Source organism: Mesorhizobium sp. WSM4809 (genome assembly GCF_055811655.1).
The window spans coordinates 36,030-52,615 of sequence record NZ_JBVVQW010000022.1 but is presented as its reverse complement, the minus strand read 5'-3'; the positions used below and the strand labels follow the sequence as shown (position 1 = coordinate 52,615).

Below are 16,586 nucleotides of genomic sequence, written 5' to 3'. Positions count from 1 at the left end.
CTCAAGGTGCCGCCGGTGTTCTGTGCCGCATCGGTCTCGGTCAGGTTCGCCGTCGACGTGCCGGTGATCACCGCCGCGTCGTTGGTGCCCAGGATGCTGACGGTGATGAGCTGCGAGGTGCCGTCGGCGGTCGCAACCGTGATGCTGTCGGTGTAGGTCGTGCCGCCGACGAACTCGTCGTGGGCGTCGTTCATGGTGTAGGTCCACACCCCGGCCGCATCGATCGAGAAGGTGCCGTGGCCATTGCTGCCGGCCACGTTGGTCTGCACGACGAAGGCAGCTGAGCTGTCCACGTCGGTGGCGCTCAAGGTGCCGCCGGTGTTCTGTGCCGCATCGGTCTCGGTCAGGTTCGCCGTCGACGTGCCGGTGATCACCGCCGCATCATTGGTGCCAGCGAATTGCACCGTTGCAGTTGCCCAGCTGAGCGTTCCATTGCCGAGGCGGATCGAATAGATAAACGTGTCAGTTAGGTACTGTCCCGCATTCAAGCTCTGTAATTGCGTCTTGAAAGCTGCTGACAACGTAGCTGCGTCGTATCCCACGCGTCCGTCGGACGTAATCCAGATCTTCGCGCCGTTGAAACTCGTGTCGGTGCTGATGCCTTCAGTGCGCCCCGAGTCCTGGGTCAACAAATCACCGGCGACATATCCACTCATCGCGCCTGAAGTGTTGATGCCGTTATCGACTGACCAGAGGGTCTTAGCGTTTCCGCCGAGATCATTGGACATCACGTTTAGGGTTAGGACGCCTGTGGCATCCTCCGAATAGGTGAACAGGTCGTCCTGGGCCTGCGGTGTGTTGGAGAAGGATGTCGTGGTGCCGCCGGTTCCGGTGACCTGAGTAGCCATTTTTCAACCCCTGTTGTTCTATGACAGACGCCCCTACGCCTGTTTATTGATAGCTCTGAACGACCATTGCTCTGAGCGAGCAAGGATCGCACGATCGGCACACTTGGAGGTGGATTACCGGATCGAGGGAAGCCGCCGCGCATGAAGAGCCAGCTGAAGCTGGCCATTCACGAACGGATAAGATTTCCCTGATGGCGGCGCAGCGACCTAGTCGTCTCTTTCCTACCCCAAACCATCGTCCCAACTCGTTGGTTGCCCAACCACGAGTCTTTAGAAGCTTCTTATATTAGGAGATTATTAACTCTACGAAAGAGGAATCGTCAATGTGTAAAGTTGCAAACAGTTAATAGTTAAAAGGCAAAGCAGAGCCAGAGCCCGGCAGTGCCCTCGACTCGACCAATGGTGTGGCAGCCAGGGGTAACGTGCTCGGGCTGAACCAGCCCAAGGTCCGCTTTCAGGAAACGGCATAGCTAGTCTCAACGTCCCATATGCGGCGCATAGCGGACGTTCGCCCTAAGGCCGAACATAGCTACTGATATCCGGCTTATCGCCATTGTCACGAGGAATCGGCCAGAGGTGCCGCCAGCCCGGCTAATCTATGTGCAGGCGGTCAGCTCCTCAGCGAAGTGAGACAAGGATAGGACATCCGGCAGAATTCTGCGGCCCAACCATTTGGCCCCGACGTCATCTGTTCACCCGAACGCGTGTCAGATTGGTTGCTGCGGCGGTATGATTACCGCCGCAGAGTTTTAACGGTCACTTTCTATAAGTTCGTCTGCACCGCCAATCTTCGGCCTGTCATCCAAGGCGGCGCCACGGGAACGTCTTCGATCACACCCACCCTGCGTGCCCAGGTCGCAAACGTCTTGTGCGCGGCCTCGACCGACTTGCGACCATCATATGCCGAGTAGCATGTATCACAGGCCGCTCCGTGGAGGAGGCCGCGCCTTTCGACCGGCCATTCTTCCAGAAATTCTATGGCATCCATGACGCAACCGATCTTTCTAAGGACGAAACTGTCATCTCGTACAAAAAATCGGCTGTTTGAACGTAGCGCTTTCCATCGTGACCTCCCTTCAAGCCCTAAAGCGACGCTTGTGCCTCTTCGGGTGACGCAGGATGGTTCCTCGGCAAAAGTATGCCGGTCCGCGTGACGCCTTCTGGGCATAGAGAGGATATTGGAAATGGCTCTTTTCAGTTCAAGAGAGAATTGGCCGGTCGAGCGCAGCAGCCCCTTTGTGTCGATGGCATCTGATACCCGGCCAGCGCGTCGCTTCAGTCCGCGAGGGCTTCGCACCACCAACCTGCACCTCGGCGATCTTGCCGTGGCGTAGCAGGGCCTCGAACCGGCTGCGTCGGAGGGGGCGTCGAAAAGGCACGTGCACCGCCCATCCTTGGGTGCGAAGTTCGAGCGGACTTGTAGCGGATGAATGAGCGGCCTGGTCGAAGGCTTCCAATTTACGTCAGAAACGGCCCATCAGCAGTTGCATCGGGCCCTTCCTGAGATCATGATCTCTTTGGTCGGCGCATAACCGTGCGGAAGGCAAGCTTTGTTGGCCGGCGTCACCGTGGTCTCCCTAGGAAAGCGGATGCCCGACAAGAGGGGAAGCGTCATGGAAGTCCCACCAGAACTTGCGCGCAGTTTTCTCGGATCGGTTCTCCAGCCGGATACGCCCACGTTCGATGAGGTCAGGAGGATACACAACGGCCTCGTGGACCGCCGCCCCGCAGTCATCGCCCGTTGCAGGGGTATCGCCGACATCGTTGACGCCGTCCGGTACGCCCAAGCGACCGGTTTGGAGATCTGCGTACGCGGCGGCGGCCACAACGTCGCGGGTCGTGCTGTGGTCGACGATGGCCTCATGATCGACCTCTCCTTGATGAAAGGAGTGCACGTGAATGCTGCCGCCCAGACCGCCGTCGTCGAGGGCGGGGTAACCTGGAAAGAGTTTAATAGAGAGACCCAGCTACATGGACTGGCGACCACTGGAGGTGTGATCGGAACTACGGGGGTTGCGGGGCTTACCCTGGGCGGCGGCCTTGGATGGCTCATGCCAAAATACGGAATGGCGCTCGACAATCTGATCTCTGTCGATCTGGTGCTCGCCGATGGTTCCGTGGTGAAGGCGAGCACGGACGGAAATCCGGATCTCTTCTGGGCGTTACGTGGCGGCGGTGGTAACTTTGGCGTCGCCGCTTCCTTCGAGTTCCGCCTGCATTCCGTCGGTCCAATCGTGTACGGGGGGATCGTTGCATTTCCATTCCAACAAGCGAGGCAAGTCCTTCGTGGGTTCCGCGAGCTCGCTCATAATGCTTCGGACGACCTCATGCTGGTCGCTGGCTTAACGACTGCGCCAGACGGGTCGGGCACCCCGATCGTTGCAATCGTTTCCTGCCATATTGGATCCGCCGAGAATGCTGAGGCCATGGGGCGCCGGATTCGGAGCCTTGGAACCGTTGCGGTGGACGCGCTCGGGCCGATTCCGTACGTCGAACTCAATGGAATGCTGGACGCGGGCTTTCCTTCCGGTGCATTTAACTATTGGAAATCCACTTTCCTTCCGCGCCTTGATGACGATGCGATTGAGGCTTTGGTAACCGCATATGAGTCCTGCCCAGTTCCAACAAGTTCGATTTTGCTGGAAGGTTTCCACGGCTTGGCGGCGCGCATTCCGGTAGATGCTACCGCCTTTGCGCTCCGGGACTCCGGCTTTAACGCACTCGTGCTTGGCCAATGGATGGACAAGGCCGATGGGGATCGCACCACCGCTTGGGGACGCGCCAGCTTCGATGCCTTGCAGCCATTTGCTGGCAAGCGACGCTATGCCAACTACTTAGGCGCAGACGAGGAGGCCGGCGCGGCCGCGTTGGCTGCCTATGGTCAAAACCTCGCAAAACTCCGGCAGTTGAAAACGCGTTATGACCCCAAGAACATTTTCCATCATAACGTGAATATCCCTCCCGCTTAGCTGGGAAGATGGGAAGAGCGTGACCCTTTGAGTGTTAGATCGCGGAGCACGCTGCGGATCTATCCCCGCATCAAGCTATTTGTTTTTATTATTTTTTTCTGCTCCAACGTCCGATTTGTATTACAACAGGTATCACAATCTGTAGCACCTTCTCCGCGACCCTTGGATGCCTTCGCCCACAGCGGCCGCAGCGCGTTTGACTAAAGCCACTCGCAAATCCGGTGTCGTGGCAGGTAAAAGAATACCGTCATTCTTCTAACCGATTGCGTCATACGAGTTCACCGCCACCGGCCGCTCCCAGGCTACTCGCTCAGCTTGCCTATGCACGAAGAAGCCGAAGCAAACCGTCATCAACATTCCTTACTCGAAGGAATAGGTGAAGCCCTCCTTGGAGGCGCCGACGGTTACCCTTGTCATCCTTTCGCCCTCGAGCGAGCGGTTCAGCACGCCGCGGCTCAATTCCGGCAGCAGCGTGTTTGTCAGGATGGCATCGATCATCCGCCCGCCGGATTCGATCTCGGTGCAGCGGGCCTTGACTAGGTCCATGACGCCATCGCCGATCACCAATTCTGCGTCGTTGGTCGCACGCAGCCGGCGAGCGATCTTGGCAAACTGGTGACGGGTGATCGCTTCGATCATCGAATCCGAGAGCGGATAGTAAGGAATGGTCACCACCCGGCCAAGAAAGGCCGCAGGGAAGACCTTCAGCAACGGGCTGCGCAGCGCGGTGTCCAGATCGTCGAGCCCTGCCCGCAGCGTGCCATTCCTGGTCCGATCCATGATGACTTCGGAGCCGACATTCGAGGTGAGCAGGATCAGCGAGTTCTTGAAATCGATGCGCCGGCCCTCGCTGTCGTCCATCATCCCCTTGTCGAAGACCTGGAAGAAGATTTCGTGCACGTCAGGATGCGCCTTCTCAACCTCGTCGAGCAGGATCACCGAATAGGGTTTGCGGCGGACCGCCTCGGTCAGGATGCCGCCCTTGCCGTAGCCGACATATCCGGGCGGCGCCCCCTTCAAGGTAGAGACCGTGTGCGCCTCCTGGAACTCGGACATGTTGATCGAGATCAGGTTCTGCTCGCCGCCGTAGAGCGTCTCGGCCAAGGCCAATGCGGTTTCGGTCTTGCCAACGCCCGAGGGGCCACAGAGCAGGAACACGCCCACCGGCTTTTCCGGCGCGCCGAGCCCGGCGCGGCTGGTCTGCACACGCTTGGCAATCATCTCCATGGCGTGATCCTGGCCGACCACGCGTTCGGACAGAGTGCTGGCCAGCCGCAGCGCTTTTTCGGTCTGACTCGACAGCATCCGCCCCGTCGGGATGCCGGTCCAGTCCTGAACGACCGCCGCCACGGCGTTGCGGTCGACCGACGGCAGGATCAGCGGCGTCTCGCCTTGCGCCTCGGCCAGTTCGACCATCAGTTCGCGCAACCGGGTGAGATCGGCGGCCGGATCGGGTGGAGGGGCATTGGCAGCCGCCGGTGCCTCCATATTGAATTTGGCCGTTTTGGTCTTGGGCGTTTCGACCTTGGGCAGCGGAGTCTCAACCGAGTCCGCGCCTGCTGTTTCGCTATTGGTCTCCGGCGTCTCCACCGCATCGAGCGGCACACCTTCGCCGCGCAGCCTGGCGCGCAGTTCAAGTATTTCGGCAACGAGTGCCTTTTCCCGGTCCCAACGCTCCTGTGCGGCGGCGAGCATGACTTCGGTTTCGGCTAACCCGGTGTCGACCCGTGCCTGCCGGTCGCTCACCTCGATGCCGATCGCGGCCTCGCGACCGATGATGCCGCGCTCGACCTCCAGCGCTTGGCGTCGGCGCATGATGTCCTCGACCTCCGCCGGCGTGGCGTGCTGCGATATGGCGACACGGGCGCAAGCGGTGTCGAGAAGGCTCACCGCCTTGTCAGGCAATTGCCGCGCCGGGATATAGCGATGCGAGAGACCAACCGCCGCCTCGATCGCCTCATCCAATATCTGCACCTTGTGGTGCTGTTCCAGAACGCCGGCGACACCGCGCAACATGAGAACGGCCACCGCCTCGGACGGCTCGTCGATCTTGACTACCTGGAAACGGCGGGTCAGCGCCGGATCCCTCTCGATGTGCTGCTTGTACTCGGCCCAGGTCGTTGCCGCGATCGTGCGCAGTTCGCCGCGCGCCAGCGCCGGCTTCAGCAGATTGGCCGCGTCGCCTGTTCCAGCCGCGCCGCCAGCGCCAATCAAGGTGTGAGCCTCATCGATGAACAGGATGACCGGCGTTTCGGAAGACTGCACCTCATCGATGACTGCCTTCAGCCGCTTTTCGAACTCCCCCTTTACGCTTGCACCCGCCTGCATCAATCCGACATCGAGCATGCGCACACTGACCCCTTGCAGTGTCGGCGGCACGTCGTCCGCAGCGATACGCAAGGCAAAGCCCTCGACGACCGCGGTCTTGCCGACCCCGGCCTCACCGGTCAGGATCGGGTTGTTTTGCCGGCGTCGCATCAGGATATCGACGATCTGCCTGATCTCTGGATCGCGGCCGACAACCGGATCTATCTTACCGTCGCGGGCGCGCTGGGTCAGGTCGGTGGCGTATTTCGCCAGCGCCGAATCCCCACCCGGAGGCCGCCGCGGCGCCTCTGCGGTGGAGACCGTGGTCGAGGCGCCGGCTTCCAGCGAGCCCTCCATGGCATCGGCGAATCGTGCGATGACCGCGGCGGCGTCGATCTTGTCAAACTCGCCGCTGATCTTCGACAGCAGGCCTTCCAGGACCGGCGTCTTCAGGCAGGCAAGGAGAATGTGGGCGCTGCGGACTTCCTCGACGCTGAACTCCAGCGTGGCCAGGTTCCAGGCTTCCTGGATGGCATGGAAGATATGGTCGGAAAATTCCTCGATCGACGTTGCGCCGTAAGGCAGCTTGTCGACGGCGCGGGTCATATCGGCCGTGAGCCGGCTCGCATCGAGGCCCGCATCGGCGATTATCATTTGCACATCCGAACGGTCGGAAAGTACCAGTTGCTCGATGAAGTGGACGAGCTCGACGTAAGGATTGCCGCGCAGTTTGGCGGTGTCGGCCGCAGCCTTGAAGGCGCGCACACCGACAGGATTGAGCTTGCCGACCAGTTCCTTGCGTTTGAAGGTCTGCGATGACCGGCGCTGTTCCATCGAACGTGCTCCTGCAATCTGCCAGCCGATAACCTGCCACATAAGCCGTCACTTGACAAAGCGCGATGAACAGCGCCCCTTCCACTTGTGGAGAGTGCCGCACAATCAGATGCAAACAACCACGCAATTGTCCGCCTCGGTGTAATGCATTTCACATACAGGGTCAGGACTCTGGCCAAGGGTTCCAGCACCCAAGACGCGGCTTGGTCAGCTTTCGTTAATTTTTTGAGCAGTGCTTGAATTGTGGTAAAGTGCAACCGTGTGATACCGTAGGGTCACGTACGGTTTGAGGGCCGATCGCTGGGGGTTGGTGTGATTGATGTCGCACTCTGGCTTGCTCCGCTCGACGGTGAAAATCCGTCAGGGGAGGATTTGCGCAACGACCCGGCTTTTCATGAGCTGGAGCGCCTGACGGAACCCGAGATCAAGGTCGTCCACGACGGCCAGAACAAACCCGCCTCGCAAAGCACCATTCCGGTCGACTGGCCCGCGGTGCTCGCCAAGGCGGAGGAATTGCGTGCGCATGGCCGGGACCTGCGCCTGCTCGTCGTCGTCACGCGCGCGCTGGCCAATGAAGAAGGACTAGCCGGGCTCGCGCAGGGGCTGGCCCTTATTGCGCAGACCTTCGATCAGCATTGGGAAACAATGCATCCGGCACTGCGGCCCAACGCTTTGCCACGCGATGCCGCCTTGCGCCGTATCAACGCGCTGCTCGACCTCCAGAATGGTCAGGAGGGGTTGTTGGCGAACCTGCGGCAAATGACGTTCTTTGCGCCACGTGCGATCGGCCCGATCCGGGGCAAGGATCTGGAAAGGTGTGCGCTCGACGACCGTGTCATGCTCCAGGAAGCCGCCTCGGGATTGAACGCGGCAGAAAAGGCCGCACTGGTCAGTGCGCACGGACAATTGTTGAACCGGGTGCGTGCCGGATGTGCGGCACAGATGGATCAAGCCAACGCAGAAATGGTCTTGCTCGTCGCCGACGCCCGGGCAGCGATCGCAGCCCTTGATGCGGTCGAGACCGCTCTCAACGCCCGTCTCGAGGGCGGCGGCGCTCCTGTTCCGGAATTGAAGCGGTTTCTGCAGCGTCTGCTGACGACTCTCGAACGGAATTCGGCAGCCGGCGCCTTGGCGAATGGCGCGGCCAAGCCGCCCACGCCGGCAGAACCGGCAACGCCTGCTCGAAACGGTCATGGAGCCGATACTATGGCAAGTGCGGCAAGCTACGCGGACTCGAGCACGGGGCTTCCCGACCGGATTTCCTCGCGCGACGACGTGGTGAAATGCCTCGACCTCGTCGTCGCCTTTTATGACCGCACTGAACCGTCGAGCCCGATTCCGCACCTAGCGCGGCGCGTGCGCCGGATGGTGCACATGGATTTCGTTGAACTGATGGAAGATCTCGCCCCGTCGGGGCTGAAGGAATTCCGGCTCCTTGCCGGCGTTCCCGATGTCAAGAAGACGGCTCAGAAGGATGAAAGGTAACAGCACATGCCAGCCGAAAGCAAAGCGAAGGTCATCGAACGAAATCGCGCACCGCGGGTGCAGATCGCCTACGACGTGGAAACCTACGGTAGCCCGACGACGATCGAATTGCCGTTTGTCATGGGCGTGATGGCCGACCTTTCCGGTGCTTCGCAGACCAAGGAAGCGTCAAAGTCAGTGCTGGACCGTTCCTTTGTCGAGACCGACGCGAACCGCTTCCCCAAATTCATGGAGGCGCTCGGACCACGAGTGAAAGCCCGCGTGAAGAATACGCTGCCTCAGGCTGAGGGCGCCGAGCGGGACGAGGAACTGGCGCTCGACCTTACATTTTCCAGAATGGGCGATTTCGCCCCGGACAAGATTGCCGAGCAAGTTCCGCAACTGGCCGAGATCCTCAATATGCGGCGCCAGCTCGAGGAGCTGCTTGGCTTCATGGATGGCCGCGTCGACGCCGAAAAACGCATCGCGCAACTTCTGAACAACGAACCACTTCTTGGCAAGATCGCCAGCCAGGCGCTGGCCGACGACGACAAGGTTGGGGAGTAAATCATGGCCGAACAGCGAAAGACCGCCGCCGTCGCCGCCGAGGCGGAAGCCATAGATCTTGGAGAATTCAGCGGGCTTCTCGAGAAGGATTTCAAGGTCAAGAAGGACGACAGCGAGAAACTGCAGCAACTCGTGCGCAATCTCGCACTCGCGGCGCAGTCCCGTTCCGAGACCACCACCATCTCCTCCAATGCGATCAAGTCGATCAAGTCGCTGATCGCGGGCATCGACAAGATGCTGACGACACAGGTCAACGAGATCCTGCACGCGCCCGAGGTGCGTGAGATGGAAGGCACATGGCGCGGCCTCTGGTATCTCATCAACAACACCGAGACGGATCAGAAGCTGAAGATCCGGGTGATGAACATCTCCAAGGAGCAACTTGCCGACACGCTCGAAGACTATGAAGGCCAGATGTGGGATCAGAGCCCGATCTTCAAGAAAGTCTATACGGACGAGTATTCGATGCTTGGCGGCGAACCGATCGGCTGTGTGATCGGCGCCTACGAATTCTCGAACCACCCGCGCGACGTCGGTTTGTTGCGTAACATCTCCGGCATCTGTGCTTCAGCACACACGCCGTTTATCGCAGCCGCCTCGCCGCGCCTGTTCCGCATGGACAGCTGGCAGGAATTGCCGAACCCGCAAGATCTCCAGCAGATCGTCTCCAACCCGGCCTATGCCTCGTGGCAGTCGCTGCGCGAGAGCGAGGACGCTCGCTATATCGGCCTGACCATGCCGCGTGTTCTGGCGCGGCTGCCATACGGCACGGATACCGTTCCGGTGAAGGGCTTCACCTTCGAGGAAGAGGTGCAGGGCGATCACAACAAATATGTCTGGATGAACGCCGCCTTCCCTATGGGCGTGAACATAAACCGCAGCCACAAGCTCTATGGCTGGGGCACGCAGATCCGCGGCGTCGAGAATGGCGGCACGGTGCTTAACCTGCCGGTGCACAGCTTCCCGACCGATGACGGGTCGATCGCGATGAAATGTCCGACCGAAGTCGCCATCGACGACCGGCGCGAAGCGGAACTGGCCAAGCTAGGCCTGATGCCGATCCTGCATCGAAAGAACACCGATCTCGCGGCCTTTATCGGCGCACACTCACTGCAGGACGACGAGACGCGGGCGGGGCGGCTGGTCGACCCCGACGCGCAGTCCAATGAGCGGCTGAGTGCCAACCTGCCCTATCTCTTCCCGGTCTCGCGCTTTGCGCATTACCTCAAGGCCATTGCGCGCGACAAGGTCGGCTCGTTCAAAGAGCGCTCCGACATGCAGATCTGGCTGACCGAATGGATCAACCGATATGTGCTGGCCAACCCGGCCTTCGCCGACGACAAGGCGCGCGCCAAGCGCCCGCTTGCCGCGGCCGAGGTTCAGGTTGACAGCGTTGAGGGGCGGCCGGGCTATTACAACGCCCGCTTCTATTTGCGTCCGCATTACCAGCTCGAGGGCATCAATGCCTCGCTCCGACTGGTCTCGGAACTACCGTCCGTGAAGACTTGAATTGCAGCAACACCATCTTGGTTTTTTGAAAGCGGTGGAGAAAGACAATGCCCACAGGTACGAAGATTGATGGCTTTCTAAAAGTTCCGGATATCAAAGGCCCAAGCGTTCGTGATGGCCACGAGGACGAAATCGAAATCCATGGGGTCGATTACAAGATAGTCGCGCCATACGATCCGAATTCGCTCTCGCGCCGCGGCCGTGTCTCCTTGGGAATGATCAAGTTCACCAAGCACTACGACAAGTCCTCGCCCTATCTGAAGAAGGCACTGTTCGAGAACAAGGCGCTGGACGAAGTGGTGTTCTCGGCTCGCCGGACCATCGATGGCGAGACGAATGATTACCTGGTCGTCACCCTCACCGACGCCTCCATCATGGAATACGACCTGTCGCAGGCGGAGGATGAGGAAGACCTGATCGAGGAAGAGGTCAGCTTCGCCTACAAGAAGATCAAGTTCGTCTATGACGGCAATGACGAAATCGAAATGGATGTCTATGTCGGCAAGTGAGGGCCGGCGGCCCGACGCGGACAAGCTGCAGGTCACCGCTGGTTCGCGAGCAAAACGCGAAGCAGTCCAGCCCTCTCTCTGGGACCGCCTCGTAAACGACCTGCCGGGCATGACCTCCGAGATAGACGGGCTGCGCCAGGCCTTGCAGGACGAACTCGGCGCCGACCGGCTGGAGGGTCTGGTTGCGGGCAGCGCGCGGCTCATCGATGCCGATGCGGAGCTGACGGCCGATCAGAAGCGGCGCCTGCACCGCCTGGCCTTTCAGATCCAGCGTCGCGTGGAGATGGAAAGCCGCGGCGTGGTCGTGTCGGCCCGCGTGCTCCGGGAGGCCGTGCGGCGCGATATCGAGGCCCTGTTCAACACCGAGCGTTTCGAGGCTGTTCCGCTTCTTTCCGATCTCGAAAGCGAGCAGGCAGCGGACAACCCACCGTCGCTCGCCGATTTCCCGGAGGTGCGCCGAAGCGTGATCAACTACGGCGTGCCCTCCTTTTCGGGCCGTTCCTCCCGCGATTTTGATCGCGAGGCGCTCGCCCGCGAGATCCGCTCGGTGCTTGCTACCTTCGAGCCACGCCTCAAGGAAAGTACGACGAAGGTCACGGTGACGCTTGGCGACAAGAGCGTGGGTTTGAAGATCGAGATTGACGCGGTGCTGATCATGACGCCGACGCCGGAACGCATGCGCCTGCGCACCACGATCAATCTCGACAACGGCTTGGCGCGGACCGAATTTAGGGAGGCCTGAGATGGATCGGGTCTTTGTAGAATATTACGAGGAGGAACTGACCCATATCCGTGCGCTGGCGGCGGAATTTGCCGACCTGCATCCGGCGGTGGCGCGCAATCTCTCGCTCGACACGGTGCCGTGTCCGGATCCGTATGTCGAGCGGTTGCTTGACGGCGTCGCTTTTCTCGCGGCGCGCACCCGGCTGAAAGTCGATGCCGAGCGCTCGCGGTTTTCACGCAGCGTGCTGGATGTCCTTTATCCCGATCTGGTCACGCCGGCGCCCGCAACGGCTATGGTGGTGCTGAAACCCGGCCAGCAGGTCCAGACGATGGTTGCCGGCCATGTCGTCAAGCGCAACACCCGGCTGGTCTCCGGCCTGCAGCCCGGCCTTTCGACGCGCTGCACCTTCACCACCGCCCAGGACGTCACGCTGTGGCCGATAGCGGTGACTTCGGTAAGCTATTTTCAAGATCGCAGCGCGCTGGCGGCGGCCGGCATAGGGCCGATCGGCGGTGTGGCCGGCGAGGCGGCGCTCCGCATCGTGCTGGCCCGAACCGGAAAAGGCAGGCTCGACGAATTGTCGCTCGACAAGCTTGATCTCTATTTTTCCGGGCGCACCAAGGCACCTTTGATTTTCGACGCGATTTTCGGCGCTTGTTCGGCCGTTGGCGCACGCGCGGAAGGCAAGACCAACCCCGTATCGCCCTTGCCGGAACCCGAAATGATCGGCATCAGCGACGACGAAGCCCTGATGCCTCGGACCCGTCCGACATTCGAGGGGTACCGTCTGCTGCGCGAATATTTCATGATGCCCGAGCGCTTTCACTATGCGCGGGTTTCTGGACTGCAGCCCGTCGTGCGCCGATGCGCCGCCGGGCTCGAGATCATCTTCATGTTCAGGCGTCCAGTGCCCGAGCTTGCTGACTTGACCCCGGCCGATTTCGAACTTTTCGCAACGCCGATCATCAATCTCTTCGAGCGTGAGTGCAACGTCATCGAGCTTGATCCGCGCAGGACGCGCCAGGTGCTGCATGCCGACCGAACGCGGGCGCGTGACTTCGAAATCTATCGGGTCATCCGCGTGGAGGACGCCGACACCGGGGGCAGCGATGCCGAAATTCCGGAGCTCTTCAGCCTGGGTCAGAATCGTGGCAGTGGCTGGGTCTACTCGACCGAGCGGCGTCCTCGTCGCGCGACGGAAGACGAGCGGCGCGACGGGCTGACCCGCACCTCCTACGCAGGGGACGATGTTTTCCTGGCAATTTCACGCCCGGTGGAAAGCCAGGCGAACCGGTCGCTGAAGCGTGTCGACATCGTGGCGCTTTGCACCAACCGCGATCTGCCGATCCTCGATGACAATCCCACTTTGACGCTGGAGGCCGGCGACCCGGTCGAAACGGTGCGGCTTCTCGGCGCGTTGCGTCCGCCTCGCCCGGCCATCCCCGCGGCGCTGCCTTCGGGCGCGGCGGGCGAATCGCGCGCCGACAATCTCGCCTGGCGGCTGGTGGCGCAACTGGCGCTCAATTTTCTCAGCCTTGCCAAGGAAGGCCGCGGCGTCGATCCGCTGCATGCGCTGCTTGATCTTTACGCCGACCGGGGAGATCCGAGCCTTGCCCGCAACGTGCATTCGATCGTTCGCATCGACTCGCGGTCGGTCATCGAACGGCTGCAGATCGACGGCCCGATGTGCTTTGGACGTGGCACGGAAGTAACATTGCATGTCGACCAGTCGGTCCTGGCAGGGCAAAGCACATTGCTGCTTTCGGCCCTGCTGGCACGGCTGTTTGCCCGGCATGCCGGAATAAACGGCTTCGTGCGAACCCGTACGCGGCTGCTGCAGAAGCAGGAGGATGTGCCATGGCCGATGACGCCCGGCAATCGCTACCTGATCTAGACACAGTCGACCCGAACCATGCCGAGGCGCTGTCCGGGACGTTCGACTTCTTCGAACTGTTGCGCCGACTCGAACGGAGGGGCGGGCTGTTCGGCTATGCCGGCTCGCCAGAGCGCGAGCCTGCAAGGCTCGGCCAGCATGTGCGTCTTAGCTTTTCGGCCAGGGACGTGGTTGAATTCCACGACGCGAAGGACAAGGCTCCGGCCGGGGTCACCGTCGCAAATCTCGGCCTGATGGGACCCGAAGGTCCGCTGCCGCTGCATCTGACACGCTGGGTGCTCGATCGTCTGTCGCAGCGCTGGTTCACCGGCGCCGATGCCCAGCAAACCAGCGACACGACATTCGTGGACTTCGTCAACATTCTTCAGCACCGCATGATCGCCCTGTATTATCGGGCATGGGCGGATGCGCATCCGGCCGTACAGGTCGAACGCGCGGTCGGCGGGCGCGTTCGCGCCATGCTCGAAGCCATGGCGGGAATAGGACTTCCGGGCACCCAGAACACCGATCTCGATACGGTGAAGCTTCGCCAGGCGGCTTCGCTCGCAAGCCAGGTCGACGGCCCGGAACGGCTGACGCTGTTCCTGGCGGAAGCGTTCAAGGTGCCGGTTCAGATCAAGGAGTTCATCGCCGCCTGGATAACCATCCCAACCGGGCTCCAGACCCGTCTTGCAAAAGCCTATGCAGGGCTTGGCCGAGGAGCGACGATCGGCCCGCGCGTTTTCAACCGCCAAAGCCGAATCGAGCTCCGTGTCGGCCCGCTGGGGTACGAGGACTTCAAGGCGTTCCTGCCCGGTGGCCAGCGGTTCAAACTGTTCAAGCAAGCCGTTCGCGACATGGTCGGGGAATCGCTCGACGTCGATCTGCGCATCGTGCTTGCGCGGGAAGCCGTGCCGCCGCCCCGTCTCGGAGCGGTACAGCTCGGCCGAACTGCCTGGCTTGCGCGGCCTGTTGAAAGGGGCGATGCTGACGATCTGCGGCTGCGCACAATCGTCGGATGGCAGCCGGAAATGGCGGGGGTCGCGGCATGAGCCTGCTGCTGACGCTGGAGCAAGGGCCACGCACCCAGGCCGTACGGCACACCCGGCTGGACGAAGGCGAGCTGGTGATCGGCCGCAGCGCGGACGCAGGCTGGCAGATCGACGATCCCGACATGTTCGTTTCGCGAGCTCATTGCAGGATCTCGGGTGGGCGAGATGGATATTTCGTCACCGATACGTCAAGCAGCGGATTGTTCATAAACGATTCTGACAGCCCGCTCGGCGCCGGCAAGTCGACGCGTCTTCAAAGCGGTATGCGGCTAAGACTGGGCGACTACGTCGTCTATGTCGATCTGCAGACGCCAACCGCCCAAGCACCCACAGCCGGCCAGCCGGCTCCGGAACGCCTGCCGCCGGCATCCCGGGCGCCGGTGAGCATCGGCCACGACGACTTCTTTTCCGCCACGGTCGAAGAAGAGCCGCGACGGCCACGTCCGGCGGATTTGCCGGACCCGTTCGAACGGCCGGTTCCAGGCGCGTTCGAGCGTGCCACCTCCGGCCAGCGCAGTTCGCCTGGTTTCGATGACCCGTTCAGCCTCGATCCGGTTTCAACGCCTGTGTCGAAAAATGCCGCCTCTTACCGCGAACCGGGCGGCGCGGCGAACCAGGCGGACCCCTTCGGCCTCGACCCCGTGCCGTCTCCCAGCCGGGGAGCCGAACCCGCTCATGGAAAGCCGTGCGATTTCAAGGATGATTTTGGTTTCGGATCGGCCGCGGCGCCCGGTTCGGCAAACGGCACCGGCTCGGCCGGACAGCGCGAGCGCATCGCCCAACGACCACAATCCGCCAATCCCTGGGATTTGCCCGCGCAAGCGGCTGACGTCCCGCCTCCGGCGCGGGCAGGTGCTGCTGCCAAACCCGCCCGCCTGCCGGCAGCGCCGCAACTGGGGGACATGGCGCTCCGCTCCGCATTCCTGCATGGCATGGGTGTCGAGGAAGCCGATTTCCCCGAGCGCGACAGCATTGCGGAAATGGAGAAGTTTGGCCGCGAATATCGGTTGATGATGGAAGGCCTGATGCAGCTTCTGCGCAAACGGTCCGAGGAAAAGGGAAACGCTCGCGTCGCCCAGACCATGGTTGGGGCTTCCGAAGTCAATCCGCTCAAGTTTCTGCCGACGGTCGACGACGCCATCGTCACGCTTCTCGCCGAGCGCAGCCCCGGATTTCTCGCCGGCGAAGCGGCAATCGCCGACGCGGTTCGCGACCTCGCCCAACATCACGTGCGCGCCTGGCGCGGCGTACAGGGCGCCTTGCGGCGGATGATTGACCGTTTTGACCCGACAGCGATCGAGGAAGAGCTGAAATCGAATTCCGCGATCGGCACGCTGCTTTCGGGCGGGCGCAGCGCCAAGCTGTGGGAGCTTTACCAGAAACGCCACCGTGAAATCGCCGAGAGCGCGGAAAAAAGCTTTCTGGGCGAAATCGGCGCTGATTTTCGGGATGCATATGAGGAGGAGTGAGACATGATCGATCGACGCGAATTCATTGTCGCCCTGGGCGCAACCGGGCTGCTTACGGCTTGCCAGAGCGGGCCGCCGAAACCATCGGTGATCACCGTCAAACTGACCGGCGGGGCCGGTATGAACCCGGGACCGGGCGGCGGCGACCGGCCGGTGACGGTCCTCGTCATGCGGCTGCGCAGCACCGGCAAATTCAATTCCGCCGACTACTTTGCCTTGCAGGGGGATGCCGGTTCGGCACTCGCAGGCGACCTCATCGGATCCGACCAGATCGCCGTCGGGCCGGGAAAGACCGCGTCCAAGACCATCACGGTCGAGCCGGACGCGACGGCGCTGGGCTTTGTTGCACTGATCCGCGAGCCCGGCGGCCGGAACTGGCGGACGACCAAGTCAGTGTCGGCGGGATCACAATTTACGGTCAACGTCTCGCTTGGCAGCGGCGGCATTTCCGCCTAGCGGCC

At 61.6% G+C, this 16,586-nt stretch carries 13 protein-coding genes; 10 read left to right on the top strand and 3 right to left on the bottom strand.

All coding sequences use genetic code 11. From position 1 onward, the window contains the following. A partial coding sequence (locus tag AC0L24_RS30685) for a VCBS domain-containing protein (protein WP_473564718.1) occupies positions 1 to 848 on the bottom strand: 848 nt, incomplete at its 3' end. Positions 849 to 1,611: 763 nt separating this feature from the next. Then, entirely contained in the window at positions 1,612 to 1,836 is a 225-nt protein-coding gene (locus tag AC0L24_RS30680; protein WP_473564717.1) for a DUF982 domain-containing protein, read from the bottom strand. A 601-nt stretch (positions 1,837 to 2,437) separates the two neighbouring features. Between AC0L24_RS30680 and AC0L24_RS30675 the strand changes: the two genes are divergently transcribed. Beyond that, the gene (locus AC0L24_RS30675; RefSeq protein WP_292459596.1) at positions 2,438 to 3,817 is read left to right on the top strand and encodes an FAD-binding oxidoreductase; all 1,380 of its coding nucleotides are present in this window, start codon (positions 2,438 to 2,440) and stop codon (positions 3,815 to 3,817) included. A gap of 360 nt (positions 3,818 to 4,177) precedes the next feature. Here AC0L24_RS30675 and tssH read toward each other — a convergent pair whose 3' ends face one another. Continuing rightward, positions 4,178 to 6,958 carry a type VI secretion system ATPase TssH gene (gene tssH / locus AC0L24_RS30670; RefSeq protein ID WP_473564716.1) on the bottom strand — a complete coding sequence of 927 codons (2,781 nt, stop codon included), beginning with the start codon at positions 6,956 to 6,958 and terminating at the stop codon, positions 4,178 to 4,180. Between the two features lie 312 nt (positions 6,959 to 7,270). Here tssH and tssA point away from each other — a divergent pair, with 312 nt between their 5' ends. From tssA to tssJ, 9 genes are read left to right on the top strand one after another with little or no spacing between them, the layout of a single operon-like run. Beyond that, the gene (gene tssA / locus AC0L24_RS30665; protein WP_128287452.1) at positions 7,271 to 8,443 is read left to right on the top strand and encodes a type VI secretion system protein TssA; all 1,173 of its coding nucleotides are present in this window, start codon (positions 7,271 to 7,273) and stop codon (positions 8,441 to 8,443) included. A 6-nt stretch (positions 8,444 to 8,449) separates the two neighbouring features. After that, positions 8,450 to 8,989: a type VI secretion system contractile sheath small subunit gene (gene tssB, locus AC0L24_RS30660; RefSeq protein ID WP_128287451.1), complete on the top strand. Its 540-nt coding sequence runs from the start codon at positions 8,450 to 8,452 to the stop codon at positions 8,987 to 8,989. Between the two features lie 3 nt (positions 8,990 to 8,992). Then, positions 8,993 to 10,498 carry a type VI secretion system contractile sheath large subunit gene (gene tssC, locus AC0L24_RS30655; RefSeq protein WP_473564715.1) on the top strand — a complete coding sequence of 502 codons (1,506 nt, stop codon included), beginning with the start codon at positions 8,993 to 8,995 and terminating at the stop codon, positions 10,496 to 10,498. Between the two features lie 47 nt (positions 10,499 to 10,545). After that, positions 10,546 to 11,007 carry an Hcp family type VI secretion system effector gene (locus tag AC0L24_RS30650; protein ID WP_027035516.1) on the top strand — a complete coding sequence of 154 codons (462 nt, stop codon included), beginning with the start codon at positions 10,546 to 10,548 and terminating at the stop codon, positions 11,005 to 11,007. After that, positions 10,994 to 11,749 (top strand): type VI secretion system baseplate subunit TssE, encoded by a 756-nt coding sequence (gene tssE, locus AC0L24_RS30645; RefSeq protein WP_473564730.1) that lies wholly within the window; start codon positions 10,994 to 10,996, stop codon positions 11,747 to 11,749. Before AC0L24_RS30650 ends, tssE begins: the two co-directional genes overlap by 14 nt. Before the next feature lies 1 nt (position 11,750). Next, complete coding sequence (gene tssF, locus AC0L24_RS30640; protein WP_473564714.1) at positions 11,751 to 13,625, top strand: type VI secretion system baseplate subunit TssF; 1,875 nt, start codon at positions 11,751 to 11,753, stop codon at positions 13,623 to 13,625. Continuing rightward, entirely contained in the window at positions 13,589 to 14,656 is a 1,068-nt protein-coding gene (gene tssG / locus AC0L24_RS30635) for a type VI secretion system baseplate subunit TssG (RefSeq protein WP_473564713.1), read from the top strand. The genes tssF and tssG overlap by 37 nt, the downstream gene beginning before the upstream one ends. Continuing rightward, on the top strand, positions 14,653 to 16,125 hold the full coding sequence (gene tagH / locus AC0L24_RS30630; protein ID WP_473564712.1) for a type VI secretion system-associated FHA domain protein TagH: 1,473 nt from the start codon (positions 14,653 to 14,655) through the stop codon (positions 16,123 to 16,125). The genes tssG and tagH overlap by 4 nt, the downstream gene beginning before the upstream one ends. Positions 16,126 to 16,128: 3 nt before the next feature. Then, positions 16,129 to 16,581, top strand: coding sequence for a type VI secretion system lipoprotein TssJ (tssJ, locus tag AC0L24_RS30625; protein WP_023809147.1), 453 nt, complete (start codon positions 16,129 to 16,131; stop codon positions 16,579 to 16,581). Positions 16,582 to 16,586: the final 5 nt, after the last annotated feature.